Origin of the sequence: Meridianimarinicoccus marinus, from assembly GCF_040689105.1 — a bacterium.
GTDB classification, from domain to species: domain Bacteria; phylum Pseudomonadota; class Alphaproteobacteria; order Rhodobacterales; family Rhodobacteraceae; genus Meridianimarinicoccus; species Meridianimarinicoccus marinus.
Window position 1 is genome coordinate 42137 of record NZ_JBFBVU010000003.1, and the last position, 19636, is coordinate 61772.

The 19636-nt window shown below is 66.4% G+C and carries 19 protein-coding genes; 10 read left to right on the forward strand and 9 right to left on the reverse strand.

What is annotated here, in order from left to right:
* Positions 1–88 precede the first annotated feature (88 nt).
* Positions 89–1387, forward strand: a complete 1299-nt coding sequence (locus AB0T83_RS03650) for a lytic transglycosylase domain-containing protein (protein WP_366191657.1) — start codon at positions 89–91, stop codon at positions 1385–1387.
* A gap of 18 nt (positions 1388–1405) precedes the next feature.
* On the opposite strand, the gene AB0T83_RS03655 is transcribed toward AB0T83_RS03650, so the two are convergent.
* Complete coding sequence (locus AB0T83_RS03655; protein ID WP_366191659.1) at positions 1406–1582, reverse strand: zinc-finger domain-containing protein; 177 nt, start codon at positions 1580–1582, stop codon at positions 1406–1408.
* 213 nt (positions 1583–1795) lie between these two features.
* Between AB0T83_RS03655 and AB0T83_RS03660 the strand changes: the two genes are divergently transcribed.
* A complete protein-coding gene (locus AB0T83_RS03660; RefSeq protein WP_366191661.1) occupies positions 1796–2755 on the forward strand; it encodes an ABC transporter ATP-binding protein in 960 nt (319 codons plus the stop codon).
* Here the strand turns inward: AB0T83_RS03660 and AB0T83_RS03665 are convergent.
* Together AB0T83_RS03665 and AB0T83_RS03670 are read right to left on the reverse strand one after the other, a co-directional pair.
* Entirely contained in the window at positions 2728–4929 is a 2202-nt protein-coding gene (locus AB0T83_RS03665; RefSeq protein WP_366191663.1) for a S1 family peptidase, read from the reverse strand. The genes AB0T83_RS03660 and AB0T83_RS03665 overlap by 28 nt on opposite strands.
* The gene (locus AB0T83_RS03670) at positions 4926–5633 is read right to left on the reverse strand and encodes a hypothetical protein (protein ID WP_366191665.1); all 708 of its coding nucleotides are present in this window, start codon (positions 5631–5633) and stop codon (positions 4926–4928) included. Before AB0T83_RS03670 ends, AB0T83_RS03665 begins: the two co-directional genes overlap by 4 nt.
* A 164-nt stretch (positions 5634–5797) precedes the next feature.
* Here AB0T83_RS03670 and AB0T83_RS03675 point away from each other — a divergent pair, with 164 nt between their 5' ends.
* Entirely contained in the window at positions 5798–7090 is a 1293-nt protein-coding gene (locus AB0T83_RS03675) for a TAXI family TRAP transporter solute-binding subunit (protein WP_366191667.1), read from the forward strand.
* A 4-nt stretch (positions 7091–7094) separates the two neighbouring features.
* Here the strand turns inward: AB0T83_RS03675 and AB0T83_RS03680 are convergent, their stop codons facing one another.
* Together AB0T83_RS03680 and AB0T83_RS03685 are read right to left on the reverse strand one after the other, a co-directional pair.
* Positions 7095–8087, reverse strand: coding sequence for an NAD(P)H-quinone oxidoreductase (locus AB0T83_RS03680; protein ID WP_366191669.1), 993 nt, complete (start codon positions 8085–8087; stop codon positions 7095–7097).
* A gap of 40 nt (positions 8088–8127) precedes the next feature.
* Positions 8128–8835 carry a COQ9 family protein gene (locus AB0T83_RS03685; RefSeq protein WP_366191671.1) on the reverse strand — a complete coding sequence of 236 codons (708 nt, stop codon included), beginning with the start codon at positions 8833–8835 and terminating at the stop codon, positions 8128–8130.
* Positions 8836–8943: 108 nt separating this feature from the next.
* Here AB0T83_RS03685 and rpsU point away from each other — a divergent pair, with 108 nt between their 5' ends.
* The 3 genes from rpsU to AB0T83_RS03700 all read left to right on the forward strand — a co-directional run bounded on the left by rpsU (position 8944) and on the right by AB0T83_RS03700 (position 10805).
* Positions 8944–9150, forward strand: coding sequence for a 30S ribosomal protein S21 (gene rpsU / locus AB0T83_RS03690; protein ID WP_005614280.1), 207 nt, complete (start codon positions 8944–8946; stop codon positions 9148–9150).
* A 168-nt stretch (positions 9151–9318) separates the two neighbouring features.
* On the forward strand, positions 9319–9960 hold the full coding sequence (locus AB0T83_RS03695) for a hypothetical protein (RefSeq protein ID WP_366191674.1): 642 nt from the start codon (positions 9319–9321) through the stop codon (positions 9958–9960).
* A gap of 119 nt (positions 9961–10079) precedes the next feature.
* Positions 10080–10805, forward strand: a complete 726-nt coding sequence (locus AB0T83_RS03700; RefSeq protein WP_366191675.1) for a glutathione S-transferase N-terminal domain-containing protein — start codon at positions 10080–10082, stop codon at positions 10803–10805.
* An 80-nt stretch (positions 10806–10885) separates the two neighbouring features.
* On the opposite strand, the gene AB0T83_RS03705 is transcribed toward AB0T83_RS03700, so the two are convergent.
* A complete protein-coding gene (locus AB0T83_RS03705) occupies positions 10886–11533 on the reverse strand; it encodes a pyridoxamine 5'-phosphate oxidase family protein (RefSeq protein WP_366191677.1) in 648 nt (215 codons plus the stop codon).
* 56 nt (positions 11534–11589) lie between these two features.
* Between AB0T83_RS03705 and pdxR the strand changes: the two genes are divergently transcribed.
* Entirely contained in the window at positions 11590–13032 is a 1443-nt protein-coding gene (pdxR, locus tag AB0T83_RS03710) for a MocR-like pyridoxine biosynthesis transcription factor PdxR (RefSeq protein ID WP_366191678.1), read from the forward strand.
* A gap of 87 nt (positions 13033–13119) precedes the next feature.
* Complete coding sequence (locus tag AB0T83_RS03715) at positions 13120–14412, forward strand: arylsulfotransferase family protein (RefSeq protein WP_366191679.1); 1293 nt, start codon at positions 13120–13122, stop codon at positions 14410–14412.
* A 28-nt stretch (positions 14413–14440) separates the two neighbouring features.
* Here AB0T83_RS03715 and AB0T83_RS03720 read toward each other — a convergent pair whose 3' ends face one another.
* Positions 14441–14890, reverse strand: coding sequence for a YtoQ family protein (locus AB0T83_RS03720; RefSeq protein WP_366191681.1), 450 nt, complete (start codon positions 14888–14890; stop codon positions 14441–14443).
* 89 nt (positions 14891–14979) lie between these two features.
* Positions 14980–15615 (reverse strand): class I SAM-dependent methyltransferase, encoded by a 636-nt coding sequence (locus AB0T83_RS03725; protein WP_366191682.1) that lies wholly within the window; start codon positions 15613–15615, stop codon positions 14980–14982.
* Positions 15616–15706: 91 nt separating this feature from the next.
* Here AB0T83_RS03725 and AB0T83_RS03730 point away from each other — a divergent pair, with 91 nt between their 5' ends.
* Together AB0T83_RS03730 and AB0T83_RS03735 are read left to right on the forward strand one after the other, a co-directional pair.
* Positions 15707–16594 carry a LysR family transcriptional regulator gene (locus AB0T83_RS03730; RefSeq protein ID WP_366191683.1) on the forward strand — a complete coding sequence of 296 codons (888 nt, stop codon included), beginning with the start codon at positions 15707–15709 and terminating at the stop codon, positions 16592–16594.
* 66 nt (positions 16595–16660) lie between these two features.
* Positions 16661–17104: a DMT family transporter gene (locus AB0T83_RS03735; protein ID WP_366191684.1), complete on the forward strand. Its 444-nt coding sequence runs from the start codon at positions 16661–16663 to the stop codon at positions 17102–17104.
* A 95-nt stretch (positions 17105–17199) separates the two neighbouring features.
* Here the strand turns inward: AB0T83_RS03735 and pheT are convergent, their stop codons facing one another.
* Positions 17200–19608 (reverse strand): phenylalanine--tRNA ligase subunit beta, encoded by a 2409-nt coding sequence (gene pheT / locus AB0T83_RS03740; RefSeq protein WP_366191686.1) that lies wholly within the window; start codon positions 19606–19608, stop codon positions 17200–17202.
* Positions 19609–19636: the final 28 nt, after the last annotated feature.

A 19636-nucleotide genomic window follows, 5' to 3' on the forward strand; every position in this document is an offset into this window, starting at 1 on the left:
GACCCGAATTTCGATCACGGCACCGAGAGTCGACCCGCCCCCGGCTGCCCGATAGGGTGCGTGGGACGCAACGGGCACAGGCAGGCGAATGGCAAGGCGTTTTCCCAAGGATCGGGACCGGGCGCGCCGGTGCGGGCGCCTTTGGCCGCTGGCATTGGCCGGGTGGCTGGCAGCCAGCGGCGCGGGGGCACAACCGCTGCCGCGTCCCGCCGGGACCGGGGACGAGCCGGTTGCGACGGCCCGCCCGCAGGTCCGCCCCGAGATCGGCGGGGTATTGGTGACAGAGGATGGCAGCAACACCAGCACGGTTACCGGGGCCGCGACAGCCACCGACCCGCCCCCGGTGGCCGGGGATGACACCGCGCCCGAACCGGAAACCGGAATCGCGCCCGCGACCGATCCCGAACAGGTCACCCCGCCCTTGCCGCGCCCGGATGTGCCCGAGGTCACGCCCGCCGCACCCCGCCGCCTGATCACCGCCTTGCCGATGACTGCCCGCCCCACAGAGCGGCCCGACCTGTCCCTGCCGCCACCGCGCCCGCGCCCCTTGCAACGGATGGACCCCTCCTGCACCGCGGACGGTCGCCTGTGCATCCGGCTGCCCAGCTATGCCCCGGATCTGTGCCGGGTGATCGAGGCTGCGGCTGCGCGGGAAGAGCTCGACGCGCATTTTCTGGCCCGCCTGCTGTGGCAGGAAAGCCGGTTCAGTTCCCGCGCCGTCAGCCCGGCGGGGGCGCAGGGCATCGCCCAGTTCATCCCCTCCACCGCCGATCTGCGCGATCTGGAGGATCCTTTCGACCCGGCTTCGGCGGTCGAGGCCTCAGCCGCCTATCTGAAGGATCTGGAGCAGCGGTTCGGCAACCTCGGGCTGGCGGCGGCCGCTTACAATGGCGGCGAGAACCGGCTGCGGCGCTATCTGGCCGGGGAATCCGGCCTGCCCGGCGAAACCCGCGCCTATGTGGTGACCATCACCGGCCAGCCGATCGAGATCTGGATTGCCCCCGACGCCCCGCCACCGCCGGCGCGCCCCACAAGGCTGCCCCGGTTCGCGGCCCCCTTCGGGCCCAGCTTTCACGACGCCTGCCTGGCGCTGGCCACCCAGCAGGCCCCGCCGTCGCAGATCATCGCCCCCGATGCAGCACCCTGGCTGGCGATCTTCGCCGCCCATCCGCGCAAGGACATGGCGCGGCGGCGCGGCAACGTCGTGTACCACGCCAACGAATCGCTGTTTGCCGGAACCCGGATGGCGGTGGCCGAGCATCGCCTGCCCGGATCCACCCGCCCGTTTCACGCAGCCCAGGTCGGCCTGACCACGCGCCAGGCCGCGCAGTCGCTGTGCACGCGCCTTCGGTCGCAAGGGGTTGGATGCATGGTGCGGGCGCAATAGGCCCGCCACCCGCGCCGGTCAGTCGGCGGCGGCGGTCTTGTGGATGATCTTCTTGTCGCAATAGGGGCATTCGACCCAGCCGCGTTCCTTCGGAATCGACAGCCAGACCCGCGGGTGGCCAAGCGCGCCTTCGCCGCCGTCGCAGGCCACACGGAAGGTGTCGACCACTTCGGTTTCGGGGGGCTGGATGCTCATGATGCGGGTCCTCGCTTTGTGCAGCCCGTCAAGGGCTGGCGTCGTGCCGCGCCAAGATACCGAAAGACGCCCGCGCGGCAAGCCTTCGCGGCGGCTTGCGGCAATTCAGGGCACCCCGGCCCCGGCCCGGCGCGAGACGAAGGCGCGCCCGCGGGTTGAGGTTCGGGCACCGGAGGGCTATCTGCGCAGGATCGCCCTCAGCAGGAGCCTCTCATGTCCCGCAACGCCATCGAGATCACCGGCCTGACCAAAACCTATGCCGCGCAGGGCAATTCCCCGGCGAAAGAGGCGCTGAAGGGCATTGACCTGACCATACCGCGCGGCGCCATCTTCGGGCTTCTGGGGCCGAACGGGGCGGGAAAATCCACGCTCATCAACATTCTTGCCGGGCTGGTCAACAAGACCGCCGGGCAGGTGTCGATCTGGGGCTTCGATCAGGACGTGAACCCGCGCCAGTCGCGCGCCGCCATAGGCGTCATGCCGCAAGAACTGAACCTCGATCCGTTCTTCTCGCCGCGCGGCGCGATGGAGGTGCAGGCGGGGCTCTACGGCATTCCCCGGTCGCAGCGGCGCACCGACGAGATTCTCGCCATGGTCGGCCTGTCGGACAAGGCCGATGCCTATGCCCGGTCGCTGTCGGGCGGGATGCGGCGACGGCTGCTGCTGGGCAAGGCGCTGGTGCATCACCCGCATGTGCTGGTGCTGGACGAACCCACCGCCGGGGTGGACATTGAATTGCGGCAGATGCTGTGGCGCAACGTGCGCAAGCTGAATGACGACGGCATGACCATCATCCTGACCACCCACTATCTGGAAGAAGCGCAGGAGATGTGTGACGAGATCGCCATCGTCAACCACGGCGAGAAGATCGTGCAGGACAGCACCGCCAACCTGCTGGCGCGCCTGGATGCCAAGACCCTTGTCATCACCCCGGAATCCGCCCCGCTGAACGGCCTGCCCACCATTCCCGGCGTCACCGCCACCCAGCGGCCCGGCGGCGCGCTGGCCTTTGCCTATTCGCGCGCGGAAACCTCGCCGGGGGCGATCCTCGACCGGGTGCGCGACGCTGGTATCACCCTGCGCGACGTGGCCACCGAGGAACCCGATCTTGAGGACGTGTTCCTTGCGCTGACCCACGCGCAGACTCAGAACTTGGCGAAATCCGACAGGTAGCGGGCCGAAACCTCCATCATCATGGCCTCAAGCACCACTTCTTCGGCGGGCCACTCTCCCAGTGGGGTCATGAACACGGTGGTGCCAAGGAACACATCGCCCAGAACCGACAGGTTCATCAGCATGTCGCCCTGGCGTCCGGTGGCATGGTCCAGACCGGAATACATGCCGGTGAAGGTGGCAAACTGATCCTCGGGAGTGAAATAGTCCCAGTTGAAGTCCAGCGGGCTGCTCTCGTACCATTCGGCCCAGCCGTGCAGATCGGTGACATGATGGGACGATTGCTCCAGCGCGCCGTCAAACCCCTGCCCGGGCAGCACCGCCACCGTCATTTCCAGCGTGTCGGTGTCGTTATAGGCAAACAGCATCCCGGTGTCGTTGTTCCACTCCATCGCCATCCATGACGGTACGGCGACCGTGGCCCCGGTCACCGCGTCTTCATAGACGTTGAACCAGATCTCGTCCTTCAGCGCCTCGTCCCAGAGAACGCCTTCGATTTCGCCGATGAACGGATCGTACTCATCCAGATAGCGGATATAGTCCAGCGCCTGCCGCAGGCTCATCTGGCGCACAAGCGTCAGGTCGCTGTCGTTGCCGAAGCCGACAACCGTGCCCTCGCCGATACCCTGCTGTTCCAGATACCTTTGGTCATACTCCCAGGCCCAGTCCTGCAGGTCGACGAGGCTGGTCAGGTAGACCATCCCGGCCTCCATCACCAGGGCGTTGAACTGTTCGTGCACCGCCGGGCCGGCTTCGGGATAGGGCGAGCGGGACGAGGCACCAAGAAAGGCGCTGCCGCGCACCGTGCTGGTCTCCATGAAGAAGGCCTGATGGTTCATCTGGGCCTCAATGCCGATGTGGGATCGGCTGTAGTCCGCGTGTTCCCATTCATAGTCGATCACCGGATCGGTCACCTGGCTGGGCCAGTTTTCGGACCATTGCGCGAATCCGTCGATCCACTGCGAATGGCCATAGATATGGCCCATCGCGTTTTCAAAGGTCTCTTCCTGCCGGAAATAGGCGGTCATCTGGTACAGGTAGTCGTTGCTGTAGGCCCAGATGTAATTGCCGTCCTGAAGCCAGTCGATGGTCACCCACGACGGGAAGGCCAGCGTGCCGCCGGTGGTGGGGTCCTGATAGACGTTGTACCAGACGTCCTCCAGCAGCGACTGGTCCCACATCAGATGCTCGATCTCGGTGGCGTAGAAACTGTCCTCCTGCACGAAGTACATATAGTCCAGCGCCTCGCGCAGGGTCACCTGCCGCAGCAGGTAGGGACCGCTGCCATCGCCAAGGAAGAACTGCGGATCGCCCAGATACTCGGGTTCGGCCACGGGCTCGTGATCCAGACCTTCGCCGCCATTCTGGGGCGCAACGGGATCTTGGCCGAACACGCCCCCGCCCGCAGTGGGCTTGGCCTTGCCGGGCTGGGTCGCGCTGAACAGGCCGGCCCATTCCGACGCTTCCTGCGGGATCGGGTCCTGGGAATAGGGAAGGTTGATCAGGTAGATATGCGCCGGGATCGACCAGTTGATGCCCCGGAAGCCGCCCAGCAGACCGCCATCGGCAATCGCCACCACGTGGCCGTGCTCGTCAAAGATCGGCGCGCCGGAATGACCGGGCTGGATGGTGCTGGTCACACGCAGGATCTGGGTCGCCTTGCCGGGATAGGACTGGTGCTTGAACAGCTCCTTGATCTCGTCGCCTTCGAAGGCCTGCCCGATGGTGGTGATGTTGCTGTCCAGCCCGAGACCGAATTCGATCTTGTGGCCGATCACCTTCTTCTGCACCAGCGGATAGCCCCAGGTCATGAAGGGCCGCGACAGGTCGGGTTCGCGGTCGGCATGGGGGACGGCTTCCAGCCCAAGATCGTCTTCCAGTTGCAACAGGGCGAGATCGGCCTCGAGATCGACCGTCAGCGCATGGGTGGCGATGGTGCTGCGCTTGGCGGCCTGGCTGTAGACCTCGACCTCCTGACAGCCCGCAACCGCGTGCAGCGCGGTGACCATCTGGCCTTTTTTGGGCCAGATGAAGCCGGTGGCCTTCATCTCGCCGCCGTTTGCCAACAGGCATTTGACCCGCACCACCGACTGCCGACTGTCGGCCAGCGCCGGAGGCACCATCATCGCCACCAGCGTCAGGGCCAGGGCGGCGGTTCGCAGTATCCGGATCATGGTACATCCTCCTCTTCATCCTCGGCATCCTGAACGGCGCAAAGCACCAGATGCGCGGTGATCACGGCGGCAGGCTGCATCGCGGGGTCCAGCCCCTCGATCTCGGTCTTGATCCGCTTCAGCATCGCCGGGGCGGTCGAGCGCGCGTACAGCGCCAGCACATCCGCCGGGGTGCCGTATTCTTCCGGGTCCAGCTTGGAACAAACGTCGTAGTCGCTGAGCGAGGAGAACAGGATCGCCGATTTGGCCTTCACCGCCTCTTCATTCATCACGGCCACCACAGGCTCGACCGGGGCGGCGGTGCCATAGGTGAAGGCCTCGGGCGAAATGCCGGTGCGCTCGTACAGCATCATCTGCTTGGCCAGTGTCGGATCCTCGGGCAGCGCCTCGGCCCAGCGGGCCATTTGATCGACGGGCGATTCCGCCAGCGGATTGTTGATGCGGACGTACAGCCCCAGCCCGAAGCCGATGACTGCCGCCGCGCCCAAGGCGCCGATGCGGACCCCGTTGACGCGCGGTGTGCGGCCGCTGTCGTCGGTTGACCCATCCAGCCCCATGAACACGCCCAGAAGGGCGGCCAGCGCGCCCACCACCACCGAAACAACCGGCGTCGTGGTCAATCCCATGACCGTGCCCAGAAGCAGGCCCATCCCGGCCCCGGCAAACAGGTCCGACAATATCCGCGCTCTCGGAGTCTCCGACATACGGGCCTCTCCCCATGATTAACGTATGGTTAACCACAACTAAGCCACGACATGCCCCCATTTAGCCATGGTTTTTTTCCAGACCTTAAAGCCAGGGCTTTTCTTTGGCGCGGGCGACGCTAGGGATAGAAAGGGGCAGGGAATGCCCCCGACCGGAGACTGACATGCGCCGCATCCTGTCCAATCTCGGCCCGCTTTTGCTGCCGCTGACCCTGATCGGCGGGCTGATCGCCGCCTTCATCGCCCTGTCGGGGTTGCGCGAACTGGTGCCGCCGGATCATCTGACCATGGCGGCGGGGCGGCCCGGCGGCGGCTATTACACCTATGCCGAGCAATACCGCGCCATCCTTGCGCGCGACGGCATCGAGCTTGAGATCCTGGACACCGCCGGATCCATGGAAAACTCGCGCCTGCTGGCCAGGGGCGAGGCCGATGTGGCGCTGATCCAGGGCGGGGTGCCGATCACCACGGCGACCGGGCTGGCCTCGCTTGCGGCGGTGTTCCTGGAACCGTTCCTGATCCTTTATCGCAGCGATTTCATCGATGCCGCCGATCCCAACAAATGGCCCGACCTGCGGGTTGCCGCGGGCGAGCCCGGCAGCGGCACCCGGGCCGCCATCGACAGCACAGCGCAGACGCTGGGGCTGAAGATCCATTACGAAGACCTGCACCCGGTCGGCGGACGCGATGCCGCCGAAGCCCTGCTGGCGGGCGAGGTGGATGTGGCGATCTTCGTGGCGCCCATCGACGCCCCCTATCTGGCGCCGCTGCTGACCGATCCGCGCATCAACATCAGCTCGCTGCGCGATACCGAGGCGCTGACCCGAAGGGTGGCCTATGTGCGGCCCGCCGACATCCCGCCCTCGGCTCTGGACTATGCAAACAAGATCCCCGAAGAGCGCATCACCCTGACCGCCATGGTCGCCACACTGGTGGCGCAGGGTGACATGCACCCGGCGCTGGTGGACCGGCTGGTGCGCGCCGCGCAGGAAATTCATTCCGGCCCCGTGCTGCTCAGCGCCGATCTGGAATTCCCCATGTCCGAAGGCACCATCCTGCCGATGAACACACAGGCCGAATCCCTGCTTCAGAAAGGCCCCAGTTATCTGGAACGGCACATGCCCTATTGGGTCGCGGCCCAGATCACCCGCGTCACCCTGCTACTGGTGCCGCTGCTGGTGCTGCTGGTGCCGCTGATGCGCATGGTGCCCAGCCTGTACGAATGGCAAATGCGCGCCCGCATCTACCGCCGCTACAACCGGCTGGTGGCCATCGACCAGGAGGCCGAGGGCGCCATGACCGATGCCCGGCGCGAAGCGCTGTTTGCCGAGCTGGACACCATCGAACAGGAAGCCAAATCGGTGCAGGTGCCGTCGAAGTACCGCGAGAACGCCTATACCCTGCGGGTGCACATCGACCTTGTGCGCCGCAAGCTGAGGGACGCCGCCGCGGCCTGAGCCGTCAGCCCGCGACCTTCAGGACGATCTTGCCGATATGGGCGCTGCTTTCCATCCGCGCATGGGCACGCGCCGCGTCTTCCAGCGCGAATTCGCTGTCCATGACCGGCCCCAGATCGCCGCTGGCCAGCAAGGGCCAGACCTTCTCCTCAAGCTGCCGCGCAATTTCGGCCTTGGCGGCATCGCTTTGCGGCCGCAGGGTCGAGCCGGTGATGGTCAGCCGCCGCAGCATCACCTGCGCGAAGTTCAATTCGACCTTGGGACTTTCCAGAAAGGCGATCTGCACCAGCCGCCCTTCGGTGCGCAGCGCCTTGATGTTGCGCGGGATATACGAGCCCCCCACCATGTCGAGGATCACATGCGCGCCACCTTCGGCCTTCAGCACCTCGACGAAGTCTTCCTCGCGATAGTTGATCGCGCGCTCCGCGCCCAGACGCTCGCATATCTGGCATTTCTCGGCCGTCCCGGCGGTGGTGAACACCCGCGCGCCAAAGGCGGTGGCCAGCTGGATCGCGGTGGTGCCAATGCCTGAGGATCCGCCGTGCACCAGCAGGGTCTCGCCCGCGCGCAGACCCGCGCGCATGAAGACGTTGGACCAGACGGTGAAGAAGGTCTCGGGCAGGCAGGCGGCCTGATCCAGCGTCAGACCGGCGGGCACCGGGAGCGCATGATCGGCAGGTGTCGCCACGAATTCGGCATAGCCGCCGCCGGGCAACAGGGCACAGACGTGATCGCCCACCTGCCAGCGGGTGACCTCGGCACCCACCGCCACGATCTCGCCCGCGGCTTCCAGTCCCGGCAGATCCGAGGCACCCGGCGGCGCGGCATAGGCCCCGGCGCGTTGCAGCGCGTCGGGGCGGTTCACCCCCGCCCAGGCCACCCGGATCACGATGTCCGACGGTCCCGATTCGGGCACGGGTCGGGTGACCGGGCGCAGCACTTCGGGGCCGCCGGGCTGGGAAATCTCCACGGCGCGCATCGCGTCAGGCAGGGTCATGGATCGGTCTTCCTTTCCGCCCCGCGCAGGCCGGGGGCGCTCAGTTCCTGGGTTCGGACCAGCTTCCGGGCAGGTCCACCTCCGGCACCCGTGTCGGCGCCTTGACCCAGCTTAACGCCCAGCTCGGCCCGGCGAAAAGCGGTTTCAGCAGCGGGTTCTTGTTGACCTGCGCCTTGAACTTCTCGAACTGCATCACGCCTTCGATGCGGCGATCCAGAAAGGCCCAGGTACGGGCATAGTCCGGACTGTCATCGCCCAGCCAATACAGAACTGTCGAGGAATACACCGCGCCAAGCGTGGCGCGCTTGGTGTACCAGTTGATATCGTCCGAAGAATCCCCCAGCGCCGTCCAGATCGCATCCACCGTGTCCCAGACCGCCCTGGCGCCGTCGGCGGCGTAATTGGGCAGGGCAAACAGGGTCGCGCCCCGGCGCACCATTTCGCGGTCCGTCACCGCCTCCAGCCGAAAGCGCACGGCGGCGGCGACCTTCTCGCGGAACTTCATCTCGCCCATATCGGCGGCACGGATCCGCCGCAGCATCTCCTCATCGCCCTTCTTGTGATAGTGCACCGCCAGATCGACCGCCCCGCGCGGACAGATGCCGCGCGCCACCGCCGGTGCGACGCCCGAATCGCGCACTGCCGCCACGAAGGCCGCCTCGGTCCAGCCGTCGAAGGGCACATGCGGTTCAATGGCCGCCAGAAGGGAATCTTTCACCTCGCGCGGGGTCTGCGTGGTCTGGGTCATGGGGTCCTCGGATGTCTCTGACGCTGCTAGACAACATAGGTGGCCTTTGCTATACGGCCACTTCCTGCGATTCATGCAACTCTAAACTAGGAAGGTGGTGACACCACTATGCAGGTCAGCGTTCGCGACAACAATGTCGATCAGGCCCTCCGCGCCCTGAAGAAGAAACTTCAGCGCGAAGGCGTGTTCCGTGAAATGAAGCTCAAGCAACATTTCGAGAAACCGTCCGAGAAGAAAGCACGCGAGAAGGCCGAGGCCATCCGCCGTGCCCGCAAACTCGCCCGTAAAAAGGCGCAGCGCGAAGGTCTTCTTTAAGTCTTTCGACAGCGAACCGGCGGCATTGTCGCCATGACGACCCCCGTGGCTTCCGCCCGGGGGTTTGTTGTTTTTAGGGCCTGCCGTTGCGCCGTGCTGGTGTTTGCCGCCCGTCTGCGGCAAGGTCATCGGGTCACATTGCCGACCGGCACCCTTTGGACCGTTCCCATGTCAAATCCCGGACGCCCCTTTTCCTGGGCCGGACTGCTTGTGCGCCTGGTCCTGCTGCTGGCGCTGATCCTGGCGGCCCGGCACACCAGCGACTGGGTGCTCGCGCATCTTCCCGGCGCATTGGCCGAAGGCGCGCACCCGCTGCGCCATGGCATGGTCTGGGGTGCGATGCTGGCCTATGTGGTGCTGCTGATGATCCCCTTCGTGCCGGGGGTCGAGATCGGGCTGGGGCTGATGATGGCCTTCGGGGCCGGGATCGCGCCGCTGATCTACCTGTGCACGGTGCTGGCGCTGACACTGGCCTTCCTGATCGGCCGCTGCCTGCCGGAAACCCGCGTCATCGCGCTGCTGTCGCGCCTCCGGCTGACCCGGATGGCCGACCTGCTGCGCCAGTTGCAACCGCTGGACACCGAGGCCCGGCTTGCCATCCTGATGCAATCCCCCCGGCCCCGGCTGCTGTCCTACCGGTTCGTGATCCTTGCCGCGGCGCTGAACCTGCCGGGCAATTTCGTGATCGGCGGCGGCGGCGGCATCAGCCTGATCGCCGGGTTCTGCCGCCTGTTCTCGCTGCATGGCTTTATTCTGACTGTCTCGCTCGCCGTGGCCCCGGTACCGGTCGCGATCTTTCTCTTTGGCTGAAATACTCGATCGGACGCGCGGGGCCGGCCCTTCGGATCCGCACAGTTGCTCTGCACCGTTGCACCTTACATTCGCTGCGCGTGCACCTAGCTGACAGTCAGGCCAAGGAAGGACCCGCAATGACCATTCACAGCACGTTTCCCGATCTCTCCCGGTTTCCGATCACCCGCCGCTGGCCTGCCAGTGACCCCACGGTCCTGCAACTGTATTCCCTGGCCACCCCGAACGGGGTGAAAGTCTCCATCGCGCTGGAGGAACTGGGGATTGCCTATGAGGCGCATCGCGTCACCCTCGCGCCTGAGGATGTGAAAAGCCCCGAGTTTCTGTCGCTCAACCCGAACAACAAGATCCCGGCGATCCTCGACCCCGACGGGCCAGATGGCACGCCGATCACCCTGTTCGAAAGCGGCGCCATCCTGATCTACCTCGCCGAGAAGTCGGGCAAACTGCTGGGAAAGTCCGCGTCGCAGAAATACGAGGTCCTGAAATGGCTGATGTTCCAGATGGGCGGCATTGGTCCGATGTTCGGGCAGTTGGGCTATTTCCACCGCTACGCCGGGTCCGAGATCGAAGACCCCCGCCCGCGTGAGCGTTATATCGCCGAGGCGAAACGCCTTCTGAACGTGCTCGACACCCAGCTTGCGGATCGTGACTGGATCGCCGGCGACTATTCGATCGCCGACATTGCCATCGGACCGTGGCTCGAAGGGCTCAACCGCGTCTACAAGGTGGGCGATCTTGTCGGCATGGCCGATTTCAAACACGTGACGGCCTATCTCGACCGCTTCAATGCGCGGCCCGCCGTGCAACGGGGCTGGGCAGTGCCGGCCAATCCCGACGCCTGACACGCTCCCGCCCGGCACAGGCCGGGCCGCGCCCGGGCACCGCGAAGGGGCTTGCCCCTTCCGGGCCCGGGCGCTCGCCCCTACCTCTCCTGTTCGAACCCGATCCCGCGCGCGGGCAGCGCCACGCCCTCCTGATTGCGCGGGTCCGCCTCGGGCGCGTCGATGACCTGCCGCACCGGCACCACCCCGGCCCAGATCGGCAAGGCATAGTCCGCCTCGTCATCCACCGGCCCACCGCGCCGCACCTTGGCGCTGGCCTCGGTGATCTCCAGCCTCAACAGCGTCGTCGCCTTCAACTCCTGCGCCTGCGCGGGCCGCAACCCGGCAGACCGCCCGGGCCACAGCCCGTCGATGAAGCGGTTCAGCCGCGCCTCTTTCTCGGCCGGATCGGTCACCTCTTCGGCGGTCCCGAAGATCATGACCGCCCGGTAATTGGCCGAATGATGAAACCCCGACCGTGCCAGCACGTAGCCGTCGAGGATCTGCACGGTCAGACAGACCTCCACCCCCTTGCTGGCGCGGATCGCCCGACTGGCCGACGACCCATGCCAATAGACGTGGTTGCCCTCGCGCCAGTGCAGCGTCGGCGTCACATAGGGCTTGCCGTCGATCACATAGCCCACCGCGCATTGCGAGGTCGCGTCCAGGATCGCGTGAATATCGGCCTTGTCGTAAGAGCCACGCTCGTGGGTGCGGCGCAGGCGGGTGCGGTCGGTCGGCTGGGTCATCGGTTTCTCTCGCGTCTTGTGTTTCGCTGTCCTAACCGGCTATTGGTCCAGTCAACATGTCCAGTTCAGACAAAAAACACCGGGCCAATCTGCAAAGCCACCTGTTTGCCCTGACCCTCGACCGGCAGGCCCGCCCGGCGCTGCACCTGCAATTGGCCCAGGCGCTGCGCGGGTTGATCCTGTCCGGCACCGCCACCCCCGGCGCGCGGCTTCCGGCCAGCCGGACGCTGGCCGCGGAACTGTCGATCAGCCGGATGACCGTGCAAACCGCCTTCGATCAGCTTCTGGCCGAAGGGTATCTGACCGCGCGGAGGGGCGCGGGCACCTTCGTGGCCAGTGATCTGCCGGATCTGTCCGGGCCCGCCGCAACGCCGGATCCCGGACCGAAACTGCCCGCGCCGCCGCCGTTTCAGCCATTTCGCCCCGGCGTCCCCGATATGGCGGCCTTTCCGCACCGGCTCTGGTCGCGGCTGCTGGAGCGGGCCTGGGCGCGCCCCGACCCGGCACTGCTGGGCGAGGGCGATCCTCTGGGCTGGCCGCCCCTGCGCGCGGCCATCGCGGCGCACCTTCAAGCATGGCGCGGCATTGCCTGCCATCCGCGGCAGGTGGTCGTGACCAGCGGTGCGGTCGAGGCTTTCGAACTGGTGCTGGACAGCTGCGTGCCCCCCGCGGCCGGGGTGCTGATCGAGGATCCGGGCTATGACCCGCTGCGCCGCGTGCTGACCCGCACCGGCCGCCGGCCCGTGCCCTGCCGGATCGATGGCGACGGGCTCGACATCAGCACCGCGCCCGATGGGCTGGCCGCCGCCATCGTCACCCCCTCGCGCCACTATCCGACCGGGGCCACCCTGCCGCTGGCCCGACGGCTGGCCCTGCTCGACTGGGCCAACCGAACCGGTGCCCCGGTGATCGAGGATGACTACGACGGCGAGTTTCGCTATCGCGGCCAGCCGCTTCCCGCGCTGGCCAGCCTGGATCGCACCGGCCAGGTGTTCTATCTGGGCAGCTTTTCGAAACTGCTCAGCCCCGGACTGCGGCTGGGATACCTTGTGGTGCCCGGCCGCCACCTGCCCGCGCTTGCGGCGCAGATGGCGGCGCGCGGTTCCTCGGCCTCGCTGACCCCGCAACCGGCGCTGGCCGCCTTCATGCAGGACGGCGCTTTTGCCAGCCACCTGCGGCGGATGCGGCGACTGTATGGCCGGCGGCAACAGCACCTGCTGGCGATCCTGCGGCGCGCGCCCGACCTGTTGCAGGTCTCCGAAGATCCCGGCGGCATGCATCTGACCTGCCCGCTTGGCCCCGCGCTGGTCGGGCGTGTCCAAGATACCGAGATTGCGCAGGCCGGGACCGACCACGGGCTGCACTTGCGGGCGCTGTCGGCCTACAGCGTGCTGCCCGACCCGCCGCAGGGCCTTGTGCTGGGCTTTGCCGCCTATGACGAGGCCGCCCTGACCGCCGCCGCCACCCGCCTGCTGACGATCCTGCACGCCCTGCGATGATACGCGCATCTATTTGACCGGTTTTTTCCGGTGGTACTGCCCGACCCGCGCGCTAAGGTTTCAACGCAGTTCAAGGGCAAGGCAGTCATGTCGCGACTTCGCAGTTTTTTCGAGTTTTTCATCCCCATCACGTCGGGGCTGGTGTTGGGGATCTTTCTGGGGGCCCTTCTGGGCGTGTGGAAACTGCCGCCCTACCCGCAGATCCAGCAGGCGATCCAGACCGCCCGCACGCTCTACGCCGAAGGCAAGGCGATGATGGGCGTCGAACCGGTGCAGCATCTGGCGCCGCTGCGCGATCAGCCGCCCGGCATCAGCGTGCCCCTGCCGGATCGGGTCCAGCCCGGCGTGACCTTTCTGGTCAGCCTGTTCGACGGCGATTTCACCGCCCGGCTGTATGCCGCTGATGGCACGCAACTGTACCAATGGCCCATCGATCTGTTCGAGGTCGATTTCGACGAAAAGGCGCACAGGTTTCACACCCTGATCCACGGCGCGCATCTGTACGAGAACGGCGATATCCTGGCCAACCTGGATGGTCAGGGCCTGATGCGCATTTCCCGCTGTGGCGAGATCGTGTGGCAGAACGCGCTGCGCCCGCATCATGCCATCGACATTGCCCCCGACGGCACCATCTGGACCCCGGCCAGCGGCGAGATGGAGGTCGAACCCCGCCTCGCCGATACGCCCCTGCGCTTTGACCGGGTGCGCGGTTTTTCCCCCGACGACGGCGCCCTGCGCGAGGATCTGGACCTGAAGGAGCCGCTGGTCCGCGCCGGCTATCAGGGCATTGTGTCGGCCCTGCGCAACACCCCCACGGATGTGCTGCACGTCAATGACGTCGAGGTGCTGCGCCCCGAAATGGCCGCGGCCTTCCCGCTGTTCGAGGCCGGCGACCTGATGGTCAACGCCCGCAACAAGAACCAGATCTGGATCCTCGACGGCCAGACCATGGATCTGAAATGGTGGATGACCGGCCCGATGAGCGGCGCACATGATCCCGACTTCCAGCCCGATGGCACCATCACCCTGTTTGACAACCGACCCCTGGCCGAGCCGCGCGCCGATACCGGCTGGACCACCCTGCTGGGCGGCTCGCGCATCCTGCAGATCGACCCGGTCACGCGGGCCACGGCCACGCTCTGGCCCACCGAGGGCGGCGAGGATTTCTACACCCCGTTCCGGGGCAAGCACCAGATGCTGGACAATGGCAATGTGCTGATGGCCGAAACCGACGCCGGACGGGCGCTGGAACTGACGCCCGAGGGGCAGATCGCCTGGCAATACGTGAACGCCTATGACGACACCCAGGTCGCGTGGATGATGTCGGCGATGAAATACCCCGAAAGCCACGCCGCCTTCGCCGCGCAGCCCTGCCCCTGATCCGGGACCGGGCCGCGCGCCGCCGGGGTCAGCCCGGCAGGTGCCCGGTCAGCACGTAGCGCAGGATCTGCACCACCTGCTGCGACGTCTCGGCCACGGCCAATGCGGCGGCATCGACCTCTTTCAGCGCGTGCTGGTGATCGGCCCCGTGCAGCACGATCAGCGATTTGCCAAGCGCGGCGGCATAGCCCGCGTCGAAGGCCGCGTTCCACTGCTTGTATTTCTCGCCAAAGCGCACGACCACCACATCGGCATCGGCGATCCCCTTGCGGGTGCGGATCGCGTTCACCTTGGCGCCCTTGTGGTCATGCCAGAACTTGCTGTTCTCGCCGCCCAGAATCGCCACGCCGCAATCGTCGCTGGCGTCGTGATCGGTCACCGGGCTGTCGAACTGCACGTCCAGATCCGAGGATCCCTCGACGATCTGTTCGCGCCAGTCGGTGTGGATCTCTCCCGAGAGGTAAACTTTCAAAGCCATGGCATTCTCCCTTTGCTGCGCCCTTCCCTAGACCGGGGGGCGCGGCGCGCCAAGCCCCGCACAGGGCGGATGCTGGCGCGCCCGCCGGACTAGCGCTTGCGCGCGACAATATAGCGGCTGGGAGGACGGGCCGGATAATTGCCGGTCTCGATGATGTCGAACCCGGCCTCGGTGACGGCGTCTTCCAATTCGGCGATCTTCAGGAAGTTGACCGCAGGGGCCTTGCCCAGAAGTTGCGCGATCGGCAAGGCCAGCAGCATGGCGCGGATTTTCAGTGGCGTGCTGCGATCGGTGGGACAGGGCGTCTTGGTGATCAGCAGTCCGCCGGGGGCCAGCAACGCATGTGCCCGGGCCAGAACCGCGCGCGCATCCGGCACCAGGTGCAAAAGGTTGAGCCCCAGAACCGCATCGAACGGCCCCTCGACCCCTGCGGCCAGCGCGTCGCACTGGCGGAACTCCAGGTTGTCCGTGCCTTGCGCCGCGGCCTTGTCCCGCCCGATGTCGATCATCGCGCCGGACAGATCGGTCGCCAGATAGCTGTCGACCCCGTCGGCCAGCAGCAGCGCGGTGGAGCCTGTGCCGCAGCCCAGTTCCAGCACCCGGTCGCTGTCGCGCAGGTAGGAGCGGGTGCGGTCCAGCGTGTAGGTATAGGCATCCATGTCCTGGATGGGGGATTTGGCATAGCGGGGCGCGATTCCGTCCCAAAATTGTGTGGCGTCTTTCATGTGAACCCTCTCGGAATATTTGGACGCAGCCTACCTATGCGGAAACCCGAGAAGAATTGCCGAAATTCGCGGATGGGATATACAGATATGCATGAAAGATCCCCTCGCGAACTTTGACTGGACCCGCGCGCGCGCTTTTCTGGCCACGGCAGAAGAGGGCTCGTTGTCCGCCGCCGCGCGCAAGCTGGGTCTGACCCAGCCGACGCTGGGCCGGCAGGTGGCCGCGCTGGAAGAGGAACTGGGCGTGCTGCTGTTCGAACGGGTGGGCAAATCGCTGACCCTGACCCGCGCCGGGGCCGATCTGCTGGAACCGGTGCGTGCCATGGGCGCGGCCGCGACGCGGGTGGCGCTGGCGGCCTCGGGACAGGCGCAATCCATCGACGGGCTGGTGCGGATCACCGCGTCGGACATCTTCTCGGCCTACCATCTGGTGCCGGTTCTGGGCGAATTGCGTCGGCAGGCGCCGATGCTGGAGATCGACATTGTTGCCGTCAACGACATCCGCGACCTGATGCGGCGCGAGGCCGATATCGCCATCCGCCACGTGCGCCCGACCCAGCCCGACCTGATCGCGCGATTGCTGGGCGAGGCCTCGGCCAGTCTCTACGCCGCGCCCGATTATCTGCGCGCGCGGGGGCAGCCGCAGACGGTCGAGGATCTGAAAGGCCATGATTTCATCAGCTTCGGTGACCCCGATGTGATGCGGGACCATCTGCAGGCGCTTGGCTACCCGGTGGCGCGTGCGAGCTTCAAGCTGAATTCACAGAACGGGCTGGTGGCCTGGGAATGCGTGCGGCGGGGGCTGGGCATCGTGATGATGTCGGATGCGGTCGGGCAGGCCTCGGGGATGGTGCGGCTGCTGCCGCAGGTGGAGCCGCTGCGGTTTCCGGTCTGGCTGACCACGCACCGCGAGATCCACACCAGCCGCCGCATCCGGCTGGTCTTTGACCTTCTGGCCCGGCATCTGGAGATTGCCTGAGGTGCGGGTTTCCCTTGGCCGTACGCGCGCGCTGTCCCATGCTGGCGCTTTGCAGGGGAGAATATCATGACAATTGCAACCGTAGCGCTCGCCCTGGTCCTGGGGGCCATCGTGTCGATCTATTTCCCGATGATCGCGCGGTCGGCGCAGATCCTGGGTTCGGGACCGCTGGCCAATGTGCCCTTCTTCGCCATCGCCTTCGTCAGTTCGGTGGCCATCGCGCTGGCCACCGGCAGCCGCGCGGCGGATTTCCAGAAGGTCGGCACGGTTCCCCTGTGGCTGCTGAGCGCCGGGATCATGAGCGCGGGGATGATCCTTGGATCATCCTATCTGATCCCGCGGATGGGGCTGGGGGTGTTCTTTGTGCTGCTGGTGTCGGGGCAGGTACTGGCCGGGATGGTCTTCGGCCAGCTTGGGCTGTTCGGCATGGCGCAATCGCCGCTGAACCTGTCCAAGCTGCTGGGCGCGGCCATGGTGATCGGCGGGGTGACGCTGGTCACGCTGAAATGACCGGGGGGGGCGGCGCCTTCCCGCCCCATCGAGGGCCGGTCAGGCGCGGTCCGGTGCAAGCTGCCCCGGACCTGCCCCTTGACAGGCCGCCTGCCCTAGCCGCGCAGGATGCCGCCGGTGGCCTTGGATACATTGGCGATGATCTTGTCGGCCACCGCCTCGATATCCTTGTCCTTCAGCGTCTTGTCGGTCGGTTGCAGGCGCACCGAAATGGCGAGGGATTTCTTGCCCGCGCCCATCTGCACCTGCGCTTTCTCACCCCGGAACTCGTCGAACACCCGGACGCTTTCGATCAGGACCTTGTCGGCCCCGGCCGCGGCATTGAGCAGTGCCAGCGCCTCGACCCCGTCGTCGACGACGAAGGCAAAGTCGCGTTCCACCGCCTGCAGATCGTTCAGCACCAGCGCCGGGCGGGTTGCGCCCCTGGCCTTGGGGAAGGGCACGGCGGCAAGGTGGATCGCAAAGGCCACGGCGGGGCCTTTCACATCCATGGCTTCCAGCGTGCGCGGATGCAATTCACCGAAGCCCGCCAGAACCTTCTTCGGCCCGAGACAGATCTTGCCCGACCGTCCCGGATGCCACCAGCCGTTCATGCCGCGCAGGATCTGCGCCTTGGCGGGCGCGCCGATGGCGGCAAGGATAGCTTCGGCATCGGCCTTGGCGTCGAACACATCCACCGGGCGGCGCTCGGCCCCGACCTGACGTGCGGCGGTCTGGCCGACCAGAAGGCCGGTGATCTGCACCTCCTGCTCGTCCGGCTCGCCGCCGTGGAACACTGGGCCGGCCTCGAACAGCGCCAGATCCAGAAACCCGCGCGCCTGGTTGCGCGCTGCGGCTTGCAACAGTCCGGGCAGCAGCGAGGGGCGCATGTGGCTCATCTCGGAAGAAATCGGGTTGGCGAGCATGGTGGCATCGGTGCCGCCACCGAACAGCTCTGCCGAGGCCTGATCGATGAAGCTGTAGGTCACGCATTCATTATAGCCACGGGCCGCCGCCGCCCGCCGGGCCGTGCTTTCGCGTTTCTGCATCGGCGTCAGGATCGGGCGGGCAATACGCGGCGTGGGCCGGGTCAGGGGCTTGCCTTCCAGACGGGTCAGCGAGGCCATACGCGCGACTTCCTCGACCAGATCGGCCTCGCCTTGCACATCCGGGCGCCAGCTGGGCACCTGCGCCATGTCGCCATCCATCACGAAGCCAAGGGCTTCCAGCGTCGCGCGCTGGGTCTCGGCCGGGATCGTCATGCCCACCAGCGACTGCACCCGGTCGGTGTCCAGCTTGTAGGCGCGCGCCATATTCGGCACCGCGCCGGCGGTGACAACATTGGACGGCTCGCCGCCGCACAGCTCTAGAATCATCGCCGTGGCCTGTTCGATGGCCTGCGCGTTGAAGGCCGGATCGATGCCGCGTTCATTGCGATAACGCGCGTCCGAGTTGATCTTCAGGGCGCGGCCGGTGCGGGCGATCTGGATCGGCTCCCAGACGGCGGCCTCAAGAAAGACATTCACGGTGTCTTCGGTACAGCCGGTGGACAGGCCGCCCATGATGCCCGCGATGCTCTCGACGCCCGTGTCGTCGGAAATCACCACCATGCCGGGCTCCAGCGTATAGTCTTTCTCGTCCAGCGCGGTCAGGGTCTCGCCACCCTCGGCGTGATGCACCCGCAGGTTGCCGCTGACCTTGTCGGCGTCGAAGACATGCAAAGGCCGGTTCTGGTCGTAGGTGAAGAAGTTGGTCACATCCACCAGCGCCGAGATCGGGCGCAGCCCGATGGCCTTGAGCCGCGCCTGCAACCAGACCGGGCTGGGGCCGTTCCTGACCCCCCGGATCAAGCGACCCTGAAACAGTGGCGCCTCGTCCAGCGTGCCTGCGTCGATGGTCACGCCGATGGGGCTGTCGAAAGTGCCCTCGACCGTGACATCCTTGGCCGGTTTCAGGGTGCCCAGCCCCCGCGCCGCCAGATCGCGGGCGATACCGCGCACGCCAAGCGCATCGGGGCGGTTGGGGGTGATGGCGATCTCGATCACCGGGTCGACCTTGGCCGGATCATTGGCCGCCAGCCAGTCTATGAAGCGCTCGCCGATCTCGCCCGAGGGCAGTTCGATGATGCCGGTGTGCTCGTCCGACAGCTCCATCTCGCGCTCGGAACACATCATGCCGTGGCTTTCGACGCCACGGATCTTGCCGACCTGGATGGTCATGTCGAGACCGGGAATATAGGTGCCGGGACGCGCCAGCACCACGGTGATGCCTTCGCGGGCATTGGGCGCGCCGCAGACGATCTGGGTCTCGCCGCTGTCGGTGGCGACCTGACAGACCCGCAGCTTGTCGGCATCGGGATGCTTCTCGGCTTTCACCACCCTTGCCAGCGTGAAAGCGCCCAGCCGGTCGGCGGGGTTCACGACCTCTTCGACCTCAAGCCCCAGATCGGTCAGGGTCTCGGCGATCTCGTCCACAGAGGCCGTGGTGTCGAGATGCTCCTTGAGCCAGGAGAGGGTGAATTTCATGGCGAAAGCTCCGTGCGGTCGTTCGCGT

Coding starts and splice junctions, on each gene's coding strand:
- AB0T83_RS03650 (WP_366191657.1), top strand. CDS start 89: ATGGCAAGGCGTTTTCCCAAGGATCGGGACCGGGCGCGCCGGTGCGGG.
- AB0T83_RS03655 (WP_366191659.1), bottom strand. CDS start 1,582: ATGAGCATCCAGCCCCCCGAAACCGAAGTGGTCGACACCTTCCGTGTG.
- AB0T83_RS03660 (WP_366191661.1), top strand. CDS start 1,796: ATGTCCCGCAACGCCATCGAGATCACCGGCCTGACCAAAACCTATGCC.
- AB0T83_RS03665 (WP_366191663.1), bottom strand. CDS start 4,929: ATGATCCGGATACTGCGAACCGCCGCCCTGGCCCTGACGCTGGTGGCG.
- AB0T83_RS03670 (WP_366191665.1), bottom strand. CDS start 5,633: ATGTCGGAGACTCCGAGAGCGCGGATATTGTCGGACCTGTTTGCCGGG.
- AB0T83_RS03675 (WP_366191667.1), top strand. CDS start 5,798: ATGCGCCGCATCCTGTCCAATCTCGGCCCGCTTTTGCTGCCGCTGACC.
- AB0T83_RS03680 (WP_366191669.1), bottom strand. CDS start 8,087: ATGACCCTGCCTGACGCGATGCGCGCCGTGGAGATTTCCCAGCCCGGC.
- AB0T83_RS03685 (WP_366191671.1), bottom strand. CDS start 8,835: ATGACCCAGACCACGCAGACCCCGCGCGAGGTGAAAGATTCCCTTCTG.
- rpsU (WP_005614280.1), top strand. CDS start 8,944: ATGCAGGTCAGCGTTCGCGACAACAATGTCGATCAGGCCCTCCGCGCC.
- AB0T83_RS03695 (WP_366191674.1), top strand. CDS start 9,319: ATGTCAAATCCCGGACGCCCCTTTTCCTGGGCCGGACTGCTTGTGCGC.
- AB0T83_RS03700 (WP_366191675.1), top strand. CDS start 10,080: ATGACCATTCACAGCACGTTTCCCGATCTCTCCCGGTTTCCGATCACC.
- AB0T83_RS03705 (WP_366191677.1), bottom strand. CDS start 11,533: ATGACCCAGCCGACCGACCGCACCCGCCTGCGCCGCACCCACGAGCGT.
- pdxR (WP_366191678.1), top strand. CDS start 11,590: ATGTCCAGTTCAGACAAAAAACACCGGGCCAATCTGCAAAGCCACCTG.
- AB0T83_RS03715 (WP_366191679.1), top strand. CDS start 13,120: ATGTCGCGACTTCGCAGTTTTTTCGAGTTTTTCATCCCCATCACGTCG.
- AB0T83_RS03720 (WP_366191681.1), bottom strand. CDS start 14,890: ATGGCTTTGAAAGTTTACCTCTCGGGAGAGATCCACACCGACTGGCGC.
- AB0T83_RS03725 (WP_366191682.1), bottom strand. CDS start 15,615: ATGAAAGACGCCACACAATTTTGGGACGGAATCGCGCCCCGCTATGCC.
- AB0T83_RS03730 (WP_366191683.1), top strand. CDS start 15,707: ATGAAAGATCCCCTCGCGAACTTTGACTGGACCCGCGCGCGCGCTTTT.
- AB0T83_RS03735 (WP_366191684.1), top strand. CDS start 16,661: ATGACAATTGCAACCGTAGCGCTCGCCCTGGTCCTGGGGGCCATCGTG.
- pheT (WP_366191686.1), bottom strand. CDS start 19,608: ATGAAATTCACCCTCTCCTGGCTCAAGGAGCATCTCGACACCACGGCC.